At 70.8% G+C, this 14,498-nt stretch carries 14 protein-coding genes; 9 read left to right on the top strand and 5 right to left on the bottom strand.

All coding sequences use genetic code 11. The features are described from left to right. Positions 1-116: 116 nt before the first annotated feature. The 5 genes from ACZ4N4_RS12670 (at position 117) to ACZ4N4_RS12650 (ending at position 4,688) form a co-directional block, all read left to right on the top strand. Positions 117-650, top strand: a complete 534-nt coding sequence (locus tag ACZ4N4_RS12670) for a DUF1453 domain-containing protein (RefSeq protein ID WP_467587489.1) — start codon at positions 117-119, stop codon at positions 648-650. Next, positions 647-1,798 carry a sensor histidine kinase gene (locus tag ACZ4N4_RS12665; RefSeq protein WP_467587486.1) on the top strand — a complete coding sequence of 384 codons (1,152 nt, stop codon included), beginning with the start codon at positions 647-649 and terminating at the stop codon, positions 1,796-1,798. The genes ACZ4N4_RS12670 and ACZ4N4_RS12665 overlap by 4 nt, the downstream gene beginning before the upstream one ends. Continuing rightward, positions 1,795-2,472: a response regulator transcription factor gene (locus ACZ4N4_RS12660; protein WP_467587483.1), complete on the top strand. Its 678-nt coding sequence runs from the start codon at positions 1,795-1,797 to the stop codon at positions 2,470-2,472. Before ACZ4N4_RS12665 ends, ACZ4N4_RS12660 begins: the two co-directional genes overlap by 4 nt. 69 nt (positions 2,473-2,541) lie before the next feature. Next, positions 2,542-3,099, top strand: coding sequence for a DUF485 domain-containing protein (locus ACZ4N4_RS12655; RefSeq protein WP_467587481.1), 558 nt, complete (start codon positions 2,542-2,544; stop codon positions 3,097-3,099). Continuing rightward, positions 3,096-4,688, top strand: coding sequence for a solute symporter family protein (locus tag ACZ4N4_RS12650; RefSeq protein WP_467587478.1), 1,593 nt, complete (start codon positions 3,096-3,098; stop codon positions 4,686-4,688). The genes ACZ4N4_RS12655 and ACZ4N4_RS12650 overlap by 4 nt, the downstream gene beginning before the upstream one ends. A gap of 26 nt (positions 4,689-4,714) precedes the next feature. On the opposite strand, the gene ACZ4N4_RS12645 is transcribed toward ACZ4N4_RS12650, so the two are convergent. After that, positions 4,715-5,407, bottom strand: coding sequence for a response regulator (locus ACZ4N4_RS12645; RefSeq protein ID WP_467587475.1), 693 nt, complete (start codon positions 5,405-5,407; stop codon positions 4,715-4,717). 158 nt (positions 5,408-5,565) lie between these two features. Between ACZ4N4_RS12645 and ACZ4N4_RS12640 the strand changes: the two genes are divergently transcribed. The 3 genes from ACZ4N4_RS12640 to ACZ4N4_RS12630 are packed head-to-tail and all read left to right on the top strand — an operon-like array spanning position 5,566 to position 8,336. Then, entirely contained in the window at positions 5,566-6,381 is an 816-nt protein-coding gene (locus tag ACZ4N4_RS12640; RefSeq protein WP_453565792.1) for an ABC transporter ATP-binding protein, read from the top strand. Beyond that, entirely contained in the window at positions 6,371-7,237 is an 867-nt protein-coding gene (locus ACZ4N4_RS12635; RefSeq protein WP_467587472.1) for an ABC transporter permease, read from the top strand. The genes ACZ4N4_RS12640 and ACZ4N4_RS12635 overlap by 11 nt, the downstream gene beginning before the upstream one ends. Before the next feature lie 46 nt (positions 7,238-7,283). Next, positions 7,284-8,336 (top strand): ABC transporter substrate-binding protein, encoded by a 1,053-nt coding sequence (locus tag ACZ4N4_RS12630; RefSeq protein WP_467587469.1) that lies wholly within the window; start codon positions 7,284-7,286, stop codon positions 8,334-8,336. 46 nt (positions 8,337-8,382) lie between these two features. Here ACZ4N4_RS12630 and ACZ4N4_RS12625 read toward each other — a convergent pair whose 3' ends face one another. From ACZ4N4_RS12625 to ACZ4N4_RS12610, 4 genes are all read right to left on the bottom strand, one after another. Continuing rightward, positions 8,383-9,063, bottom strand: coding sequence for a response regulator (locus ACZ4N4_RS12625; RefSeq protein ID WP_467587467.1), 681 nt, complete (start codon positions 9,061-9,063; stop codon positions 8,383-8,385). Then, on the bottom strand, positions 9,060-10,709 hold the full coding sequence (locus ACZ4N4_RS12620) for an ATP-binding protein (protein ID WP_453565802.1): 1,650 nt from the start codon (positions 10,707-10,709) through the stop codon (positions 9,060-9,062). Before ACZ4N4_RS12620 ends, ACZ4N4_RS12625 begins: the two co-directional genes overlap by 4 nt. A gap of 141 nt (positions 10,710-10,850) precedes the next feature. Next, a complete protein-coding gene (locus tag ACZ4N4_RS12615; protein ID WP_467587464.1) occupies positions 10,851-11,795 on the bottom strand; it encodes a sucrase ferredoxin in 945 nt (314 codons plus the stop codon). Positions 11,796-11,874: 79 nt separating this feature from the next. Continuing rightward, positions 11,875-13,131, bottom strand: a complete 1,257-nt coding sequence (locus ACZ4N4_RS12610) for a citrate/2-methylcitrate synthase (RefSeq protein ID WP_467587461.1) — start codon at positions 13,129-13,131, stop codon at positions 11,875-11,877. 110 nt (positions 13,132-13,241) lie between these two features. Here ACZ4N4_RS12610 and ACZ4N4_RS12605 point away from each other — a divergent pair, with 110 nt between their 5' ends. Further along, the gene (locus tag ACZ4N4_RS12605; RefSeq protein ID WP_467587458.1) at positions 13,242-14,405 is read left to right on the top strand and encodes a citrate synthase/methylcitrate synthase; all 1,164 of its coding nucleotides are present in this window, start codon (positions 13,242-13,244) and stop codon (positions 14,403-14,405) included. The last annotated feature ends 93 nt before the right edge of the window (positions 14,406-14,498 follow it).

Raw genomic sequence — 14,498 nt, 5'->3', positions numbered from 1 at the left:
ATTCCACCCGTGGTCCACCCACACTCCGATCTGTTGACCTGCGCATTTCCGTAGCGTCGGAGGTGTCGGCAGCTCCCGCTCCCGGCACCGCCCCCTTCCCGCTCACGGAGGCACTGATGTCCGGGCTCGTCAACGCGTTGCTGATCGTGGCAGTCGTCGTCGTGGTGATCGTGCGCCAGTTCCGCGCCCGCCCGATCGACACCGGTCGGCGCTGGTGGCTGCTGCCCGTGATCCTCGCGGTCGTCGCACTGCGCGAACCCGGCATACTCGACGCCCATCACCGCACCGGATCCGCCTTGCTGCTCGGTACGGAGCTGCTGGTGGGACTGGGGACGGGTGCCGCCTGGGCCTGGACCACCCGGGTGTGGACGGAGCCCGACGGGGTCGTATGGACCAAGAGCACCAAGGCCAGCGCGATCGTCTGGTTCGCCGGGATAGCCGTGCGCGTCGGTCTCGTCGCCATCGGCGCCCTCGTCGGCGTCCACCAGCACAGCTCGGCCCTCATGCTCGGCCTGGCGGTCACGCTGCTGGTTCGCGCCGGCATCCTCGTCTGGCGTGCGCAGTCCCTCCCCTCCGCCCCGTCCGCAGGCGGTCCCACCCGGGCGTACGGTGACGCTATGGCCCGGGTCACCAGGAAGGAAGGCGTGTGACGGAGAACGTCTGGACGCGCTGGCCCTCGCGCGAGGCGCTGGGCCGCGCGGGGGTCACCCGGCCCCGGCGCATGCTCGCCTGGGCTGTGCGGGCGGTGGTCCTCGCCCTGCTGCTGTGGGGCGCCTTCCACCAGTCGCACGTCCACGGCTGGGGCATGGCCGCGGTGGTGGCGGGTGTCGTCGTGACCGCCGTGGCCTCCTGGGGCTTCTACCGGACCACGTACGCCCACCGGCTCGTGCCCTCCCTGCTTCTCATCGGTGTCCTCCTGGCCGTCGCGGTGGCGGCGGAGGCCAACGGATTCCGGGGACCGGCCCTCGTGATCTGGTGCGGCTGCGGCATCTCCGCCGTGGAGCGGCTGCCGATCGCGATCGCGGTGCCCGTCACATCCGTGGCCCTGGCCTCGTACTCCGCGTTCACCAACGACGTATGGCTGACCACCGCGGCCACCGTCGTCGGATTGGCACTCGGCGGCTACGTGATGAGACTCGACGCCGAGGCCCGGGGGCACGCTCAGCGGCTGCTGGCCCAGGAGCGCGCGGCGAGAGCGGCCGAGGCTGAGTCGGCGGCGCTGGCGGAGCGGGCCAGGATCGCGCGGGAGATCCACGACGTGCTGGCCCACAGTCTCTCGGCCCAGATGGTGCACCTGGAGGCGGCGCGGTTGCTGATCGAGCGCGGAGCCGACCGGGAGCAGATCCTCGAACGGGTCGTGGCCGCCCGGGGAATGGCCAGCAACGGACTGGCCGAAACCCGACAGGCCCTGTCCGCCCTGCGCGGCGAGCTGACGCCGCTGGAGGAGTTCCTCACGGAGGTCGTCGCTTCGGCCGACGGTGCCGAGGTCACCGTCACGGGCGAACGCAGGGCCCTGCCCGCAGAGGCGTCGCAGACCGTACGACGCGTCGCCCAGGAGGCGCTGACCAACGTTCGCAAACATGCCCACGGCGCCAAGGTCCAGGTACGGCTGGACTATCAGGAGCACGAAGTGACCCTGAACGTCAGGGATTCGGGCGGTCGTCCCGGCGATCTCACCGGTGCGGGCAGCGGGTACGGTCTGCTGGGTATGCGGGAGCGAGCCGAGTTGCTGGGTGGCTCGCTGGAGGCAGGGCGTGACGACGAGGGGTTCGAGGTGACGTTGAGGGTGCCCGTATGACGGAGGTGGAGCAGAAGCCCGCGCGGGTGGTGGTCGCCGACGACCAGACAGTGGTCAGGGAGGGCATCGTGATGCTCCTCGGCCTGTTGCCCGGCGTGGAGGTCGTGGGAGCGGCGGGCGACGGGGAGGAAGCTGTGCGGCTGGTCGCCGCACTCGCCCCGGACGTGGTGCTGATGGATCTGCGGATGCCGCGTTGCGACGGTGTGGAGGCGACCCGGCGGATCAGGGCGGAGTACCCGGGGACACAGGTCGTGGTGCTCACCACGTTCGCGGACGACGAGTCGCTGTTCCCGGCGCTGAAAGCCGGTGCACGTGGCTATCTCACCAAGGACGCGGGCGGCGACGAGATCGTGCGGGCGGTGCAGAGCGTCCTTTCGGGAGACGCGGGACTGTCGCCGAGCATCCAACGGCGGCTGCTGGAAAGGCTGTCACAGCCCGAGCCGACGGCCGTGGCCACGGAGGCGCCCGACGGGCTGACCGTGCGGGAGACCGAGGTCCTGGTGCTGATCGCCGAGGGGCTCACCAACCAGGAGATCGCCCGCAGACTGCATGTCTCCACCGCGACCGTGAAGACACACATCAACAACCTCTTCGCCAAGACGGGCCTCAAGGACCGGGCCCAGGCGGTGCGTTACGCCTACGCGAAGGGACTGGTGCGGCCACCAGCGAATTGAGTCACCTGATGGGGTGAAGAGCCGCGGGAAGAAGTGTCGGGGATCTTCCCGGTCTGTCCATCCTTGGGCATGCAGTCAAGCAACGATCGTCACCGCGACGGCGGGGACGGTCCCGAGAGTTCGGCCGAGCAGCACGAGGACCAGGGCGAGTACGGCGCGGCCTCCCGAGAAGTCAGGTACGAGGATCCCTGGTACGACGCGCTGGCCTCCGGCTGGGGCGAGCTGGACGGCACCGGGGTACCGGCTCCCGCCGTACCGGCCGCGCGGTCGGAGCGGGAGGGGGCGGCCGTTCGCGCCCGTGACGTGTATCTGGAGGTGCAGCGCAGTGCGGCCTTCCAGGAGGTGCGCAGCCGCTATCGCAGGTTCGTGGTGCCGGGAGTCGTCGTCTTCCTCACCTGGTACGTGGGGTATGTGGTGACCGCGACGACCGCGCCGGGGCTGATGGCCAGGCCCGTCGCAGGGGCCGTGAACGTGGCGATGGTCGCGGGCCTCGGGCAGTTCCTCACCACGTTCCTGCTCACCTGGGCCTACGCCCGGCACGCGCGGTTGCGCAGGGACCGTGCCGCGCTGGAGCTGCGCTGGGACACCCAGGAGCTGACCAGGGGCGCCCGGGGCGGTGAGTCATGACGGGGCATCATCAGACGTTGGCTCTGCTGCTGTTCAGCGCGTTCGTCGCGGTGACGCTCGGGATCACGACGTGGGTGAGCCGACGACGGCATGGTTCGGCGGAGGAGTTCTATGCCGGCGGGCGGCTCTTCTCCCCGATGGAGAATGGTTTTGCCATCGCGGGCGACTACATGTCGGCGGCTTCCTTCCTCGGTGTGACCGGCCTCATCGCGCTCTTCGGCTACGACGGACTGCTGTACGTGGTGGGCTTCCTGGTCGCCTGGCTGGTCGTGCTGTTCCTGGTGGCCGAACTGGTTCGCAACTGCGGGCGGTTCACGCTCGCCGATGTGATCGCGGCGCGGATGCGGGAGCGACCCGTGCGGATCGCGGCGGGAACTTCTTCGATCACCGTGTCCGTTCTCTATTTGGTGGCGCAAATGGTGGGGGCGGGCAGCCTGGTGGCGCTGCTGCTGGGGCGGACGAGCCAGGCCGCGCAGGCGTGGACGGTCATCGGGGTCGGCGCGCTGATGGTGATCTACGTGTCGTTGGGAGGCATGCGGGCGACCACCTGGATCCAGATCGTGAAGGCGGTCCTGCTGCTCAGCGGCACGGTGGTGCTGACCGTGCTGGTGCTGGTGCGGTTCCACGGCGACATCGACCGCCTGCTGCTCACGGCGGCCGACCGCAGTGGGCACGGGAAGTCGTTCCTGGCGCCGGGCCTCAAGTACGGCGGCAGCTGGAGCGCCCGGCTGGACTTCATCAGTCTGGGGTTGGCGCTGGTGCTGGGCACGGCGGGGCTGCCGCACATCCTGTCCCGCTTCTACACGGTGCCCACGGCGCGGGCGGCACGGCGTTCGGCGGTCTGGTCGATCGGGCTGATCGGCGGCTTCTACCTGATGACGATCGTGCTCGGTTTCGGGGCGGCGGCCCTCGTCGGACCGGACGCGGTGCGCGCCTCGAACGCGTCGGGGAACACGGCAGTTCCGCTGCTGGCACTCGATCTGGGCGGCGGCGCGGGCTCCACAGGCGGAACGGTTTTGTTCGCGGTGGTCGCGGCCGTCGCCTTCGCGACCATTCTCGCGGTGGTCGCCGGGATCACCCTTGCCTCGTCCGCGTCCGTCGCCCATGACCTGTATGCCTCGCTGCGCAGACCGCACGCCAAGCAGCGCAGCGAGGTGGCGGTGGCGCGGACGGCCGCGGTCGGCATCGGGGTGGTGGCGATCGCCCTCGGCCTGCTGGCCCGCGACATGAACGTCGCCTTCCTGGTGGGGCTGGCCTTCGCGGTGACCGCCTCGGCGAACCTGCCCGCGCTGCTGTACTCGCTGTTCTGGCGGGGCTTCACGACCCGTGGCGCGGTGTGGGCCGTATACGGCGGGCTGGTCCCGGCCCTGGTGCTGGTCGTGCTGTCCCCGGTGGTCTCGGGAAGCCCGGGCGCGCTGTTCCCGGCCGTTGACTTCCAGTACTTCCCGTTGCAGAACCCGGGGATCGTCTCCATCCCGCTGGGCTTCCTCGCCGGGTGGCTCGGCACGGTCACCTCGGACGAGGTTCCGGACGAGGCCAAGCAGGCGGAGACCGAGGTGCGGTCGCTGACCGGGGCGGGGGCCGTCTGACCTGTGCCGGAGCGGCTACGGAGCCGCTACGGCGCCACCCAGGCGTACCGGTGCTCGGGGCGGCCCGTGTCGCCGTACTTCAGGGAGAGATGGAGCCGGCCCACCTGTTCCAGGTGACGGAGGTAGCGCTGGGCGGTGGAGCGGCTGAGGCCCGTCTCGGCGGCGACCTCGTGGGCGGAGAGCGGGTGGTCGGCTCGGTGCAGGACGCCGCAGATGAGGTCGCTGGTGGGTTCGGAATGGCCGCTCGGCAGCCCGGGCGCGGACGGCACCGGTGAGGTGCGCAGCGCGCCGAAGATCCGGTCGACCTGCTCCTGGCCGGTCAGGCCCCGGCCGCCGACCCGGTCGACGGTGCGGCGCAGCGCCGCATAGGAGTCGAGGCGGGTGCGCAGCGCGGCGAAGGTGAACGGCTTGACCAGGTAGTGCAGGGCACCCAGCCGCATCGCCCTCTGGACGGTGGCCACATCGCTGGCGGCCGTGATCATGATGACGTCGGTGCCATGGCCCTGTTCCCGCATCCGGTGGACGAGCTCGAGGCCGGTCTGGTCCGGCAGATAGTGGTCCAGCAGGACCAGGTCGATGGCGCCGCGTTCCACGGCGGCCAGGGCCTGGGCGGCGCTGTGCGCGCGGGCGGCCACCCGGAAGCCGGGAACCTTCCCCACGTACTTGGCGTTTATCTCAGCGACGCGGAAGTCGTCATCGACCACCAGGACGTCAATCATCAGGCCTCTCCTTCAAGGCCGGCGAGCGTTAAGCCCGTGTTTCGGCTCCGCAGTTGTAGCGCGAGCAAAAAGAGCACAACAGATGCTTGCGAGCAAAAGAACGGCTTGCGCCCAGAAGACTGATGCTGTGGTCCGGGCCACACCTACCGTCCCGGCCCATGAGCGCAGACACCAGCCCCGCCATCGAGCTGCGGGGCGCGAGCAAGATCTTCAAGACCCCGTCGGGGGGTCTGCACACGGCTGTCCGCGACCTCGACCTCACCGTGGGGCGTGGTGAGTTCGTGGCCGTCGTAGGGCCGACGGGCTGTGGCAAGTCCACCACGCTGACCCTGGTCAGCGGGCTGGAGGAGCCCAGTGAGGGCGACGTGCTGGTGGCCGGTGAGCCGGTGGCCGGCGTCGGCGACAAGGTCGGATTCGTCTTCCAGCAGGACGCTACCTTCCCCTGGCGGACCGTGCTGTCCAACGTGATGGCTGGCCCCCGCTTCCGGGGCGTGCCCAAGGCGGAGGCCAGGGAGAAGGCCCGCGAATGGCTGGCTCGGGTCGGCCTCGCCGCCTTCGAGGACCGCTACCCGCACCAGCTCTCCGGCGGCCAGCGCAAGCGCGTGGCGCTCGCCGCGACCTTCGTCAACGACCCCGAGATCCTGCTCATGGACGAGCCGTTCTCCGCCCTCGACGTGCAGACCCGGGCCCTGATGTCGGACGAGCTCCTTGAACTCTGGGAGGGCACGGGCGCCTCCGTGGTGTTCGTCACCCACGACCTGGAGGAGTCCATCGCGCTGGCCGACAAGGTCGTCGTCATGACCGCAGGACCCGCGACCGTCAAGCAGGTCTTCGACATCGACCTGCCCCGCCCCCGCAAGGTCGAGTCGGTGCGTCTGGAGCCGCGGTTCATCGAGATCTACCGCGAGATCTGGGAGTCCCTCGGCGAAGAGGTCCGCATCACCCGCGAGAGGGGTGCCGCTCATGTCGCCTGAGGTGCTCAGCACACCGGTCGTCGACACGGTCAAGGCCGGCCCGGACCGCGCCCGGTCGCGGGCCCAGGCCGCCCGTAGACGCAAGGCGATCGTGTTCGCCGTACGCGTGCTGCTGCTGGTGGCCGTGCTCGGTCTCTGGGAGGTCCTGTCCCGGGCCGAGGTCATCGACCCGTTCAACTTCTCGATGCCCTCCCAGATCTGGGACCAGATCTGGACCTGGGTGACCCACGGCACCGCCCTCGGCTCCCTGGGCGAGCAGATCTGGTACACGCTCTACGAGGCGCTGCTCGGCTGGGTCATCGGTGTCATCGCCGGCGTCGTGTTCGGAATCGCCCTGGGGCGGATCGACTTCCTTGCCGATGTTCTCGGTCCGTTCATCAAGGTGCTCAACTCGATCCCCAGGATCGTGCTCGCCCCGATCTTCCTGATCTGGTTCGGACTCGGCCCGTCCTCCAAGGTCGCCTCGGCCGTGGTGCTGGTCTTCTTCCCGGTGTTCTTCAACGCCTTCCAGGGTGCCCGGGAGGTCGACCGCAACCTCGTCGCCAACGCCCGCATCCTGGGTGCCAGCGACCGTCGGGTGACTCTCCAGGTGGTCGTTCCGTCAGCCACCTCGTGGATCTTCACCAGTCTCCACGTGAGCTTCGGCTTCGCGCTCATCGGCGCCATCGTCGGCGAGTACATAGGGGCGACCAAGGGCATCGGGCTGCTCGTCTCGCAGTCGCAGAACACCTTCAACCCGGCCGGCGTGTACGCCGCGATGGTCATCCTCGCTGTCGTAGCCCTCGCTGCCGAAGGGCTGCTGACCTTCGCCGAGCGCCGCATCTTCCGCTGGAAGCCGACCGGCTCCGACAGCTGAGCCTCCACTTCTCACCGCACCGACCTCTCACAAGGACGTGAACCCCATGCGCACCACCGCCAGATACGCCTCGCTGGCCGCCGCCGGCCTGCTCGCCCTCTCCTCGCTCACCGCGTGTGCCAACGACGCGGCCAGCACCTCCGCCACCGGCAGCAAGGGCGACGGCAAGGGCGAGAAGGTCAAGATCATGGTCGGTGGCCTGGACAAGGTCATCTACATGCCCGCGATGCTCACCCAGCGGCTCGGCTACTTCGACGCCGAGGGCCTCGACGTGGAGCTGCTGACCGAGCCGGCCGGCGTGCAGGCCGAGACCGCGCTCGTCGCCGGGCAGGTCCAGGGAACGGTCGGTTTCTACGACCACACGCTTGACCTCCAGACCAAGGGCAAGGCGGTCGAGTCCGTCGTGCAGTTCTCGCGTGCGCCCGGAGAGGTGGAGGTCGTCTCGACCAAGGCGGCCGGCGACATCACCTCGCCCAAGGACTTCAAGGGCAAGAAGCTCGGCATCACCAGCCTCGGGTCGTCGACCGACTTCCTCACCAAGTACCTCGCCGTCAAGAACGGGGTGAAGGTCAACGACTTCTCGCCGGTCGCCGTCGGCGCGGGCGCGACCTTCATCGCTGCGCTCCAGAAGGGTGCCATCGACGGCGGTATGACGACCGACCCGACGGTCGCCACGATTCTGGACAAGAAGGCGGGCAAGGTCCTGCTGGACATGCGGACGCCGGAAGGCTCCCAGAAGGCGCTGGGCGGCCCGTACCCGTCGTCGAGCCTGTACATGCAGACGGACTGGGTCAACGGTCACAAGGACACCGTCCAGAAGTTGGTCAATGCCTTCGTCAAGACGCTCAAGTGGATGTCCACGCACAGCGCCGCCGAGATCGCGGCCAAGATGCCCGCCGACTACGCCCAGGGCGACAAGGCCCTCTACACGCAGTCCATCAAGAGCACGCTGCCGATGTTCACCGACGACGGCGTGATGCCGGAGAACGGCCCGGAGACCGTGGAGAAGGTGCTGAAGGCGTTCAACACGAACATCCAGAACGCGGATGTCGACCTCAGCAAGACGTACACGACGGAGTTCGTCAAGGCTGCCAAGTAGAGGCTGCTGAGCAGAGGCCGCCAAGTGACGGCCGGTTGAGCGGGTCTCAGCCGCGGGTCGCCCACACGTAACGGTGTTCGGGGCGGCCCGCGTCGCCGTATTTGAGGGTCAGCCGGGCCCTTCCCGTGCGCTCCAGGAGCTTCAGATAGCGCTGGGCGGTCTGGCGGCTCACGCCCGTCCGTTCGGCGATCTCCTGGGCCGACAGCGGGCCTTGGGCGTTCATCAGGGACTGGCGCACCAGCTCGGCAGTGGTGGGGGAGTGCCCTTTGGGCAGGTCCGGCTCGGACGTCGTGGACAGGGCGCCGAAGATGCGGTCCACCTGGGCCTGTTCGGCCTCGCCGCCGCCGTCCAGGGTGCGCCGCAGCTCGGCGTACGCCTCCAGCTTGGAGCGCAGCCCGGCGAACGCGAACGGCTTGACGAGGTACTGCAGGGCGCCGTGCCGCATCGCCGCCTGCACGGTCGACACGTCCCGGGCCGCCGTCACCATGATCACGTCGGTCCGGTAGCCGCGCCGACGCATCTCCTGGACGACCGCGAGACCCGTGTCGTCGGGCAGATAGTGGTCCATGAGCACCAGGTCGAGGCGGGGCAGCGTCTCCAACTGGAGCAGCGCCTCGGCCGCGTTGTGGGCCTCGCCGGCCACATGGAAGCCCGGCACCTTCTCGACGTAGGCGGCGTTCACCCGGGCGACCCGGGTGTCGTCGTCCACGACCAGGACCTCGATCATCGCGTCTCCTCGTCGGCCGGGACGAGCGCCGGTTCCGGCTCGGTCAGTGCCTCGGGGAGTGCGACCGTGAACTGCGCGCCCCCGCCGTCCGCCTCGCCCACGTCCGCACTGCCGCCCTGCCGTTCGGCGAGCCGGCGTACCAGCGAGAGCCCGATGCCGCGTTTGCCGTGCGCGGGCGGCTTCTTGGTGGACCACCCCTCGGTGAAGACCAGCTCCCGCTGCTCCGCCGGGATCCCAGGCCCGGTGTCGCACACCCGGAGGACGACCGCGCGGCCCTCGGCGCACAACTCGACCTCCACGCGCGCGTGCGGAGTGCCGGCGACCGCGTCCAGGGCGTTGTCCACGAGATTGCCCACGACCGTGACCAGCCCCCTGGGGTCGATCAGCCGATCCGGCAGCCAGGTGCGGTCCGACACCCACAGGGCGACCCCGCGCTCGGCCGCGACGGTGGCCTTGCCGACCAGCAGGGCGGCCAGCAGCGGGTCCTGGATCTTCTCGGTGACCTGCTCGGCGGTGACCCGGTGGTCGCCCACCACCTCGCCGACGAAGTCCACGGCGTCGTCGTACATCTCCAGTTCCAGCAGCCCGAGCAGGGTGTGCATACGGTTGGCGTGCTCGTGGTCCTGGGCGCGCAGGGCGTCGATCAGCCCGCGCGTGGAGTCGAGTTCGCGGCCGAGCTGCTCCAGCTCGGTGCGGTCGCGCAGGGTGGCGACGGCGCCGCCGTCGTCGGTGGGCATGCGGTTGGCGACCAGGACCCGCTGGCCGCGCACGGTGAGCAGATCGGTGCCGGTCACCCGGCCGGCCAGGACATCGGTCGTACGGCCCTCACCGAGCGCCTCGTCAGGAGACCGGCCGACGGCCTCGTCGCCGATGCCGAGCAGCCGTCTCGCCTCGTCGTTCAGCAGGCGGATGCGGCCGCCGCGGTCGAGCGCGACGACGCCCTCCCGGATGCCGTGCAGCATCGCCTCGCGCTCCGCGAGGAGCGCCGAGATGTCGGAGAAGGCCAGGTCGCGGGTCTGCCGCTGGACCCGTCGGGAGATCAGCCAGGCGGCCAGCGCACCGACCGCGAGAGCGCCGCCGGCGTAGGCGAACAACCCGGGGATGGCGCTGAGCAGGCGCGCCCGCACGCTGTCGTACGCGATACCGACCGAGACCGCCCCGATGATGCGGTGCTTCGCGTCGTACAACGGCACCTTGCCGCGCGCGGAGCGGCCCAGGGTGCCGTTGTCGATCTGCATGACGTCCTTGCCGGCCAGCGCCTCCCTCGGGTCGGTCGAGACATGGCGGCCGATCTCCGAGAGAGTCGTGTGCGACCAGCGGAACCCCCGCCGGTCCATCACCACGATGTACTCGGCGCGGGTGGCCTTCCGGATCCGCTCCGCCTCCCGCTGCACCGGGCCGGTCGTGCTCGGCTGCGTGGTGAGGACGCCCTCGGCGATCTGCGGATCCTGGGCCGTGGTCTGGGCGATCGCCAGTGCCCGGCGCATCGCCTCCTGGTCCAGCTGTTTGCTCAGCGGTGCCAGGAAGAGCCCGGTCGCCAGCACCGCGACCCCGGCGGCGATCACCAGCTGCATCAGCAGGACCTGCGAGAACGCCCGTCGGGGCAGGCCGAGCCGCAGGCGGCGTGCGGGAGGAGTGGGGCTCATGCCCACGACGGTACGTGGGCGTGCGGGCCCGGCCGTAGGGGGTGTGGCATGGATCTCTTGACTATTTCTTGGGGAAACCCGTCATCGGGGGTCGCCTCAGCTCACCCTTCTCGGGTGCGGCAGCCCACCTTCGCCGCCGCGTCAGCTCGCCAGAGCCGTCGTCGTCCGCAGTTCCCGCAGCGACACCACGTCCATCCGGGCCGGCGACCCCAGCACCGACACTCCGCAGCTCTCCGCGCGGGGCGGCAGTGAGGTGCCCTGGGCCACGCCGACCCGCCAGCGGCGGCCGTCGGTGTGGGCGACGGTGACGTCCCAGTGCGGGGCCGCGCCCTCGGTGCGCACGACGCTCAGCACGCCCGCCGCGTACTCGCCCACCGTCTCGCGCACGGCCAGCTCGGCCGCCTGGCCGGGCCGTTCCCAGGCGGAGCACCCACGGCACCCCTCCAGCACCACACGGCCCTCCTGGGCGCCGCGCAGGACCTCCTTGACGGCATGGGCCTCGGCGCGGCCGTACGCGTAGCCGTACGGCAGCACGAGCACCGTCGGCGAGAAGCGATGACCACCCAGATGGGTGACCTCCCAGGTGCCCGCCACGCCGGACGCGGCCAGTTCGGCGGCGAGCGGGCGGCCGAGCAGCGCGCAGCAGCGGTCGCGCTTGCCGTTGGTGCAGACGAGCGCGAGCGGGCCGCCCGCGTGCGGCCGGCCGTCGAGCGCCGTGCCGAACGACCGGTGGTCGCCCGCACCGAGCGCGGCGAAGTCGAGGCCGAGCAGCCGCTCGGGGTCGCGGGTGGCAGCGCTGTGCAGCCAGACGTTGCCGGGAACCGTGTGGGCCGCGTACACCTGGCGGACGGCGGGGGTGCCCGGATCGGCGTGGCGGCCGGGGCGGCGGATGAGCGCGATCCGCACGCCGGTGCCCTTGGCGGCGGCCTCCAGGGCGCGGCCAAGGGCGGGGTCCAGATGGCTCGAAGTGAGCGCCTTGGCACCCCACGGGCCGGGCTGTTCCAGCAGCAGCCACGTCGTCGCGGTGGCCGCGGTGCCGGAAACGGGCTCGTCAAGCATCCGGGAGACGGTTGTGCACCTACTCACAGAGGTGAGCCTAACCTGACTCTGCCCCGGGATGACTTCCGGCCCTGCTCCGTTCGCCTCGCCGGTGGGCCGTTGTCGGCTACTCCGGCAGCGGCTGCGGCGGCTTCGGGCCGACGTAGTGACCGCTGGGACGCATCCGCAGCGGGCGTTCCCCGTACTCCTCCAGGACATGCGCGATCCATCCCGCTGTCCGGGCGACGGCGAAGATCGTCTCGCCCGCGGTGGCGGGCATGCCGCAGGAGGCCGTGAACACGGCCAGCGCCAGGTCGACGTTGGCGTGCAGTGGAGCGTGCCGGGCGGTCGTGGCGACGACGTCCCGGGCGGCGAGCAGAGCGGGCTCCGCGCGGGGGACCTCCTCAAGGAGGCCGAACAGGACTCGCGCGCGAGGATCCTCGCCCTGGTAGAGCCGGTGGCCGAGGCCGGGGATACGGCGGCCCGCGCGGAGTTCGTCCGCGATCACCGGGACGGCGGTGCCCTGGTCGAGGACGTCGAGCAGCATCCGGTGGGCGAGGCCGCTGGAGGCGCCGTGCAGGGGGCCTTCGAGGACGCCGAGCCCGGCCGACACGGCCGCGTAGGCGTGGGCGCGTGCGGAGGCGGCGAGCCGGACCGCGAGCGTGGAGGCGGCCAGGTCGTGGTCGACGAGCAGGGCGAGCGCCGCGTCCAGGACGCGCAGTTCGGCGGCGCTGGGGTCGATGCCTGTCAGCCGGCGCCACAGCCGGTGGGCCAGCGGGCCGTCGTCGTGCCGGCGCTCGCGCTGCGGGGGCAACGCCGCGACCAGGGTGGGGATCAGCACGCGCGCGGTGCCGAGGACGGCGTCCTCGGACAGGTCGAAGCGCAGCGGATCCTCGGCGGCCGAGGCGATCGTGGCGACCCGCAGTCGGTCGGTGGGGGAGGTGTGCTCCGGCAGCGCGTCGACGGCCCGGCGCGCGACGGCGACGGTGTCCCGCGGGGCGGTGAGGGTCACGCCCGGCGTCATCCGGCCCGTCCACAGCCACTCGGCCACCTCCTCGTAGGAGTGGCGCACGGCGAGTTCGGTGGCGTCGACGCCCCGGAAGAAGTAGCGGTCCTTCTCGATCAGCGTGATCCGGGTGCGTACCGACAGATCCCCGCCGGACCCCGGACTCCCCGTGGCATCCCGCCTGTTGCGCCGGGCGAGCGCCGCCACCTCGTCGGCGTCGAAGGTGCTGGCGCGGCCGCCGGGCTCACGCCTGCTGCTCAGCTGGCCACGGCTCACATAGGCGTACACGGTCTCGGGTTTCACCCCGAGCAGCTCGGCGGTCTCCTTGGTGCTCAGCCGTCGCGCGGGACTGCCGGGAGCGGGTTGTTGATCGCGCATGGCGCCACCGTAGCCGTGTCCGACACATATTGATTCAATCAATATTGACAGACGATGAGTCAAGCATGGACAGTCGAATCAAGTTCAGGGTGGAAAGCGGAGGCAATGTCATGACCGTCAGCAGGAGTGCGTCGACCCTTGTCGAGGTGCCGCGTGGGCTCGCCGGTGTCGTCGTCACCGACACCGAGGTGGGGGACGTCCGGGGGGCCGAGGGCTTCTACCACTACCGGCAGTACTCGGCCGTCGAACTCGCCCGCACCCGTGGCTTCGAGGACGTCTGGCACCTCCTGGTCCACGGCGAACTGCCGGACGCGGCGCGTGCCGCCGCCTTCGCCGCCGAGACCGCCGCGCTGCGGCACCTGCCCGACGAGGTCCGGGCGGCGCTGCCCGCGGTGGCCGCGGCGAGCGGCGGGTCCGGACCCCTGGCCGGGATGCGCACCGCGCTCTCGCTGCTCGGCGCCGCGCAGGGGTTCCGGCCGGTGTACGACATAGACGCGGAGCGGCGACGCGCCGACACGGTCGTCGCCTGTGCGGCCGTGCCGACGCTGCTCACCGCGCTGTACCGGCTCGGACAGGGGCTCGACCCGGTCGAGCCGCGCGCGGACCTGTCGTACGCGGCCAACTACCTGTACATGTTGACGGGTTCGGAACCGGATCCCCGGCAGGCGCGTGCGGTCGAGCAATACTTGATCTCAACCATTGATCACGGATTCAATGCGTCAACCTTCACGGCTCGCGTCATCGCGTCGACCGGCGCGGACGTCGCGGCCTGCCTCGTGGGGGCGGTCGGTGCGCTGTCCGGGCCGTTGCACGGGGGCGCGCCCAGCCGGGCGCTGGACACCCTGGACGCGATCGGCACACCGGACCGGATCGACCCGTGGATCCGGGAACGGGTCCTGGCCGGCGACCGCGTGATGGGCTTCGGGCACGCGATCTACCGTACGGAGGACCCGCGTTCCCGCATGCTGCGCGAGATCGCGCAGGACTTCGGCGGCCCCCGGGTCGCGTTCGCCGTCGAGGTCGAACGCCATGTGGAGCGCATCCTCGCCGAGCTGAAGCCCGGCCGCGAACTCCACACCAACGTCGAGTTCTACGCGGGCGTCGTCATGGAACTGTGCGGCCTGCCCCGCGAGATGTTCACCCCGACGTTCGCGGCGGCCCGCGCGGTCGGCTGGAGCGCCAACATCCTGGAACAGGCGGCCGACTCGAAGATCATCCGGCCGGTGGCACGGTATGTGGGGCCGGCGCCGAGGGCGGCGGCCGCGGCTCGGTAGGCCTCTGCGGCGAGCGTCACGAACCGTGGCTTCTCGCCCGGCACGCCCAGGGCGACGGGCGCGGTCTTGGGCGGCAGGTCGTTTCCTATCCTG

This window comes from Streptomyces sp. NPDC026538 (genome assembly GCF_055567535.1).
The sequence above is the reverse complement of the archived record's forward strand: the minus strand, read 5'-3'. Positions and strand labels throughout refer to the sequence as shown.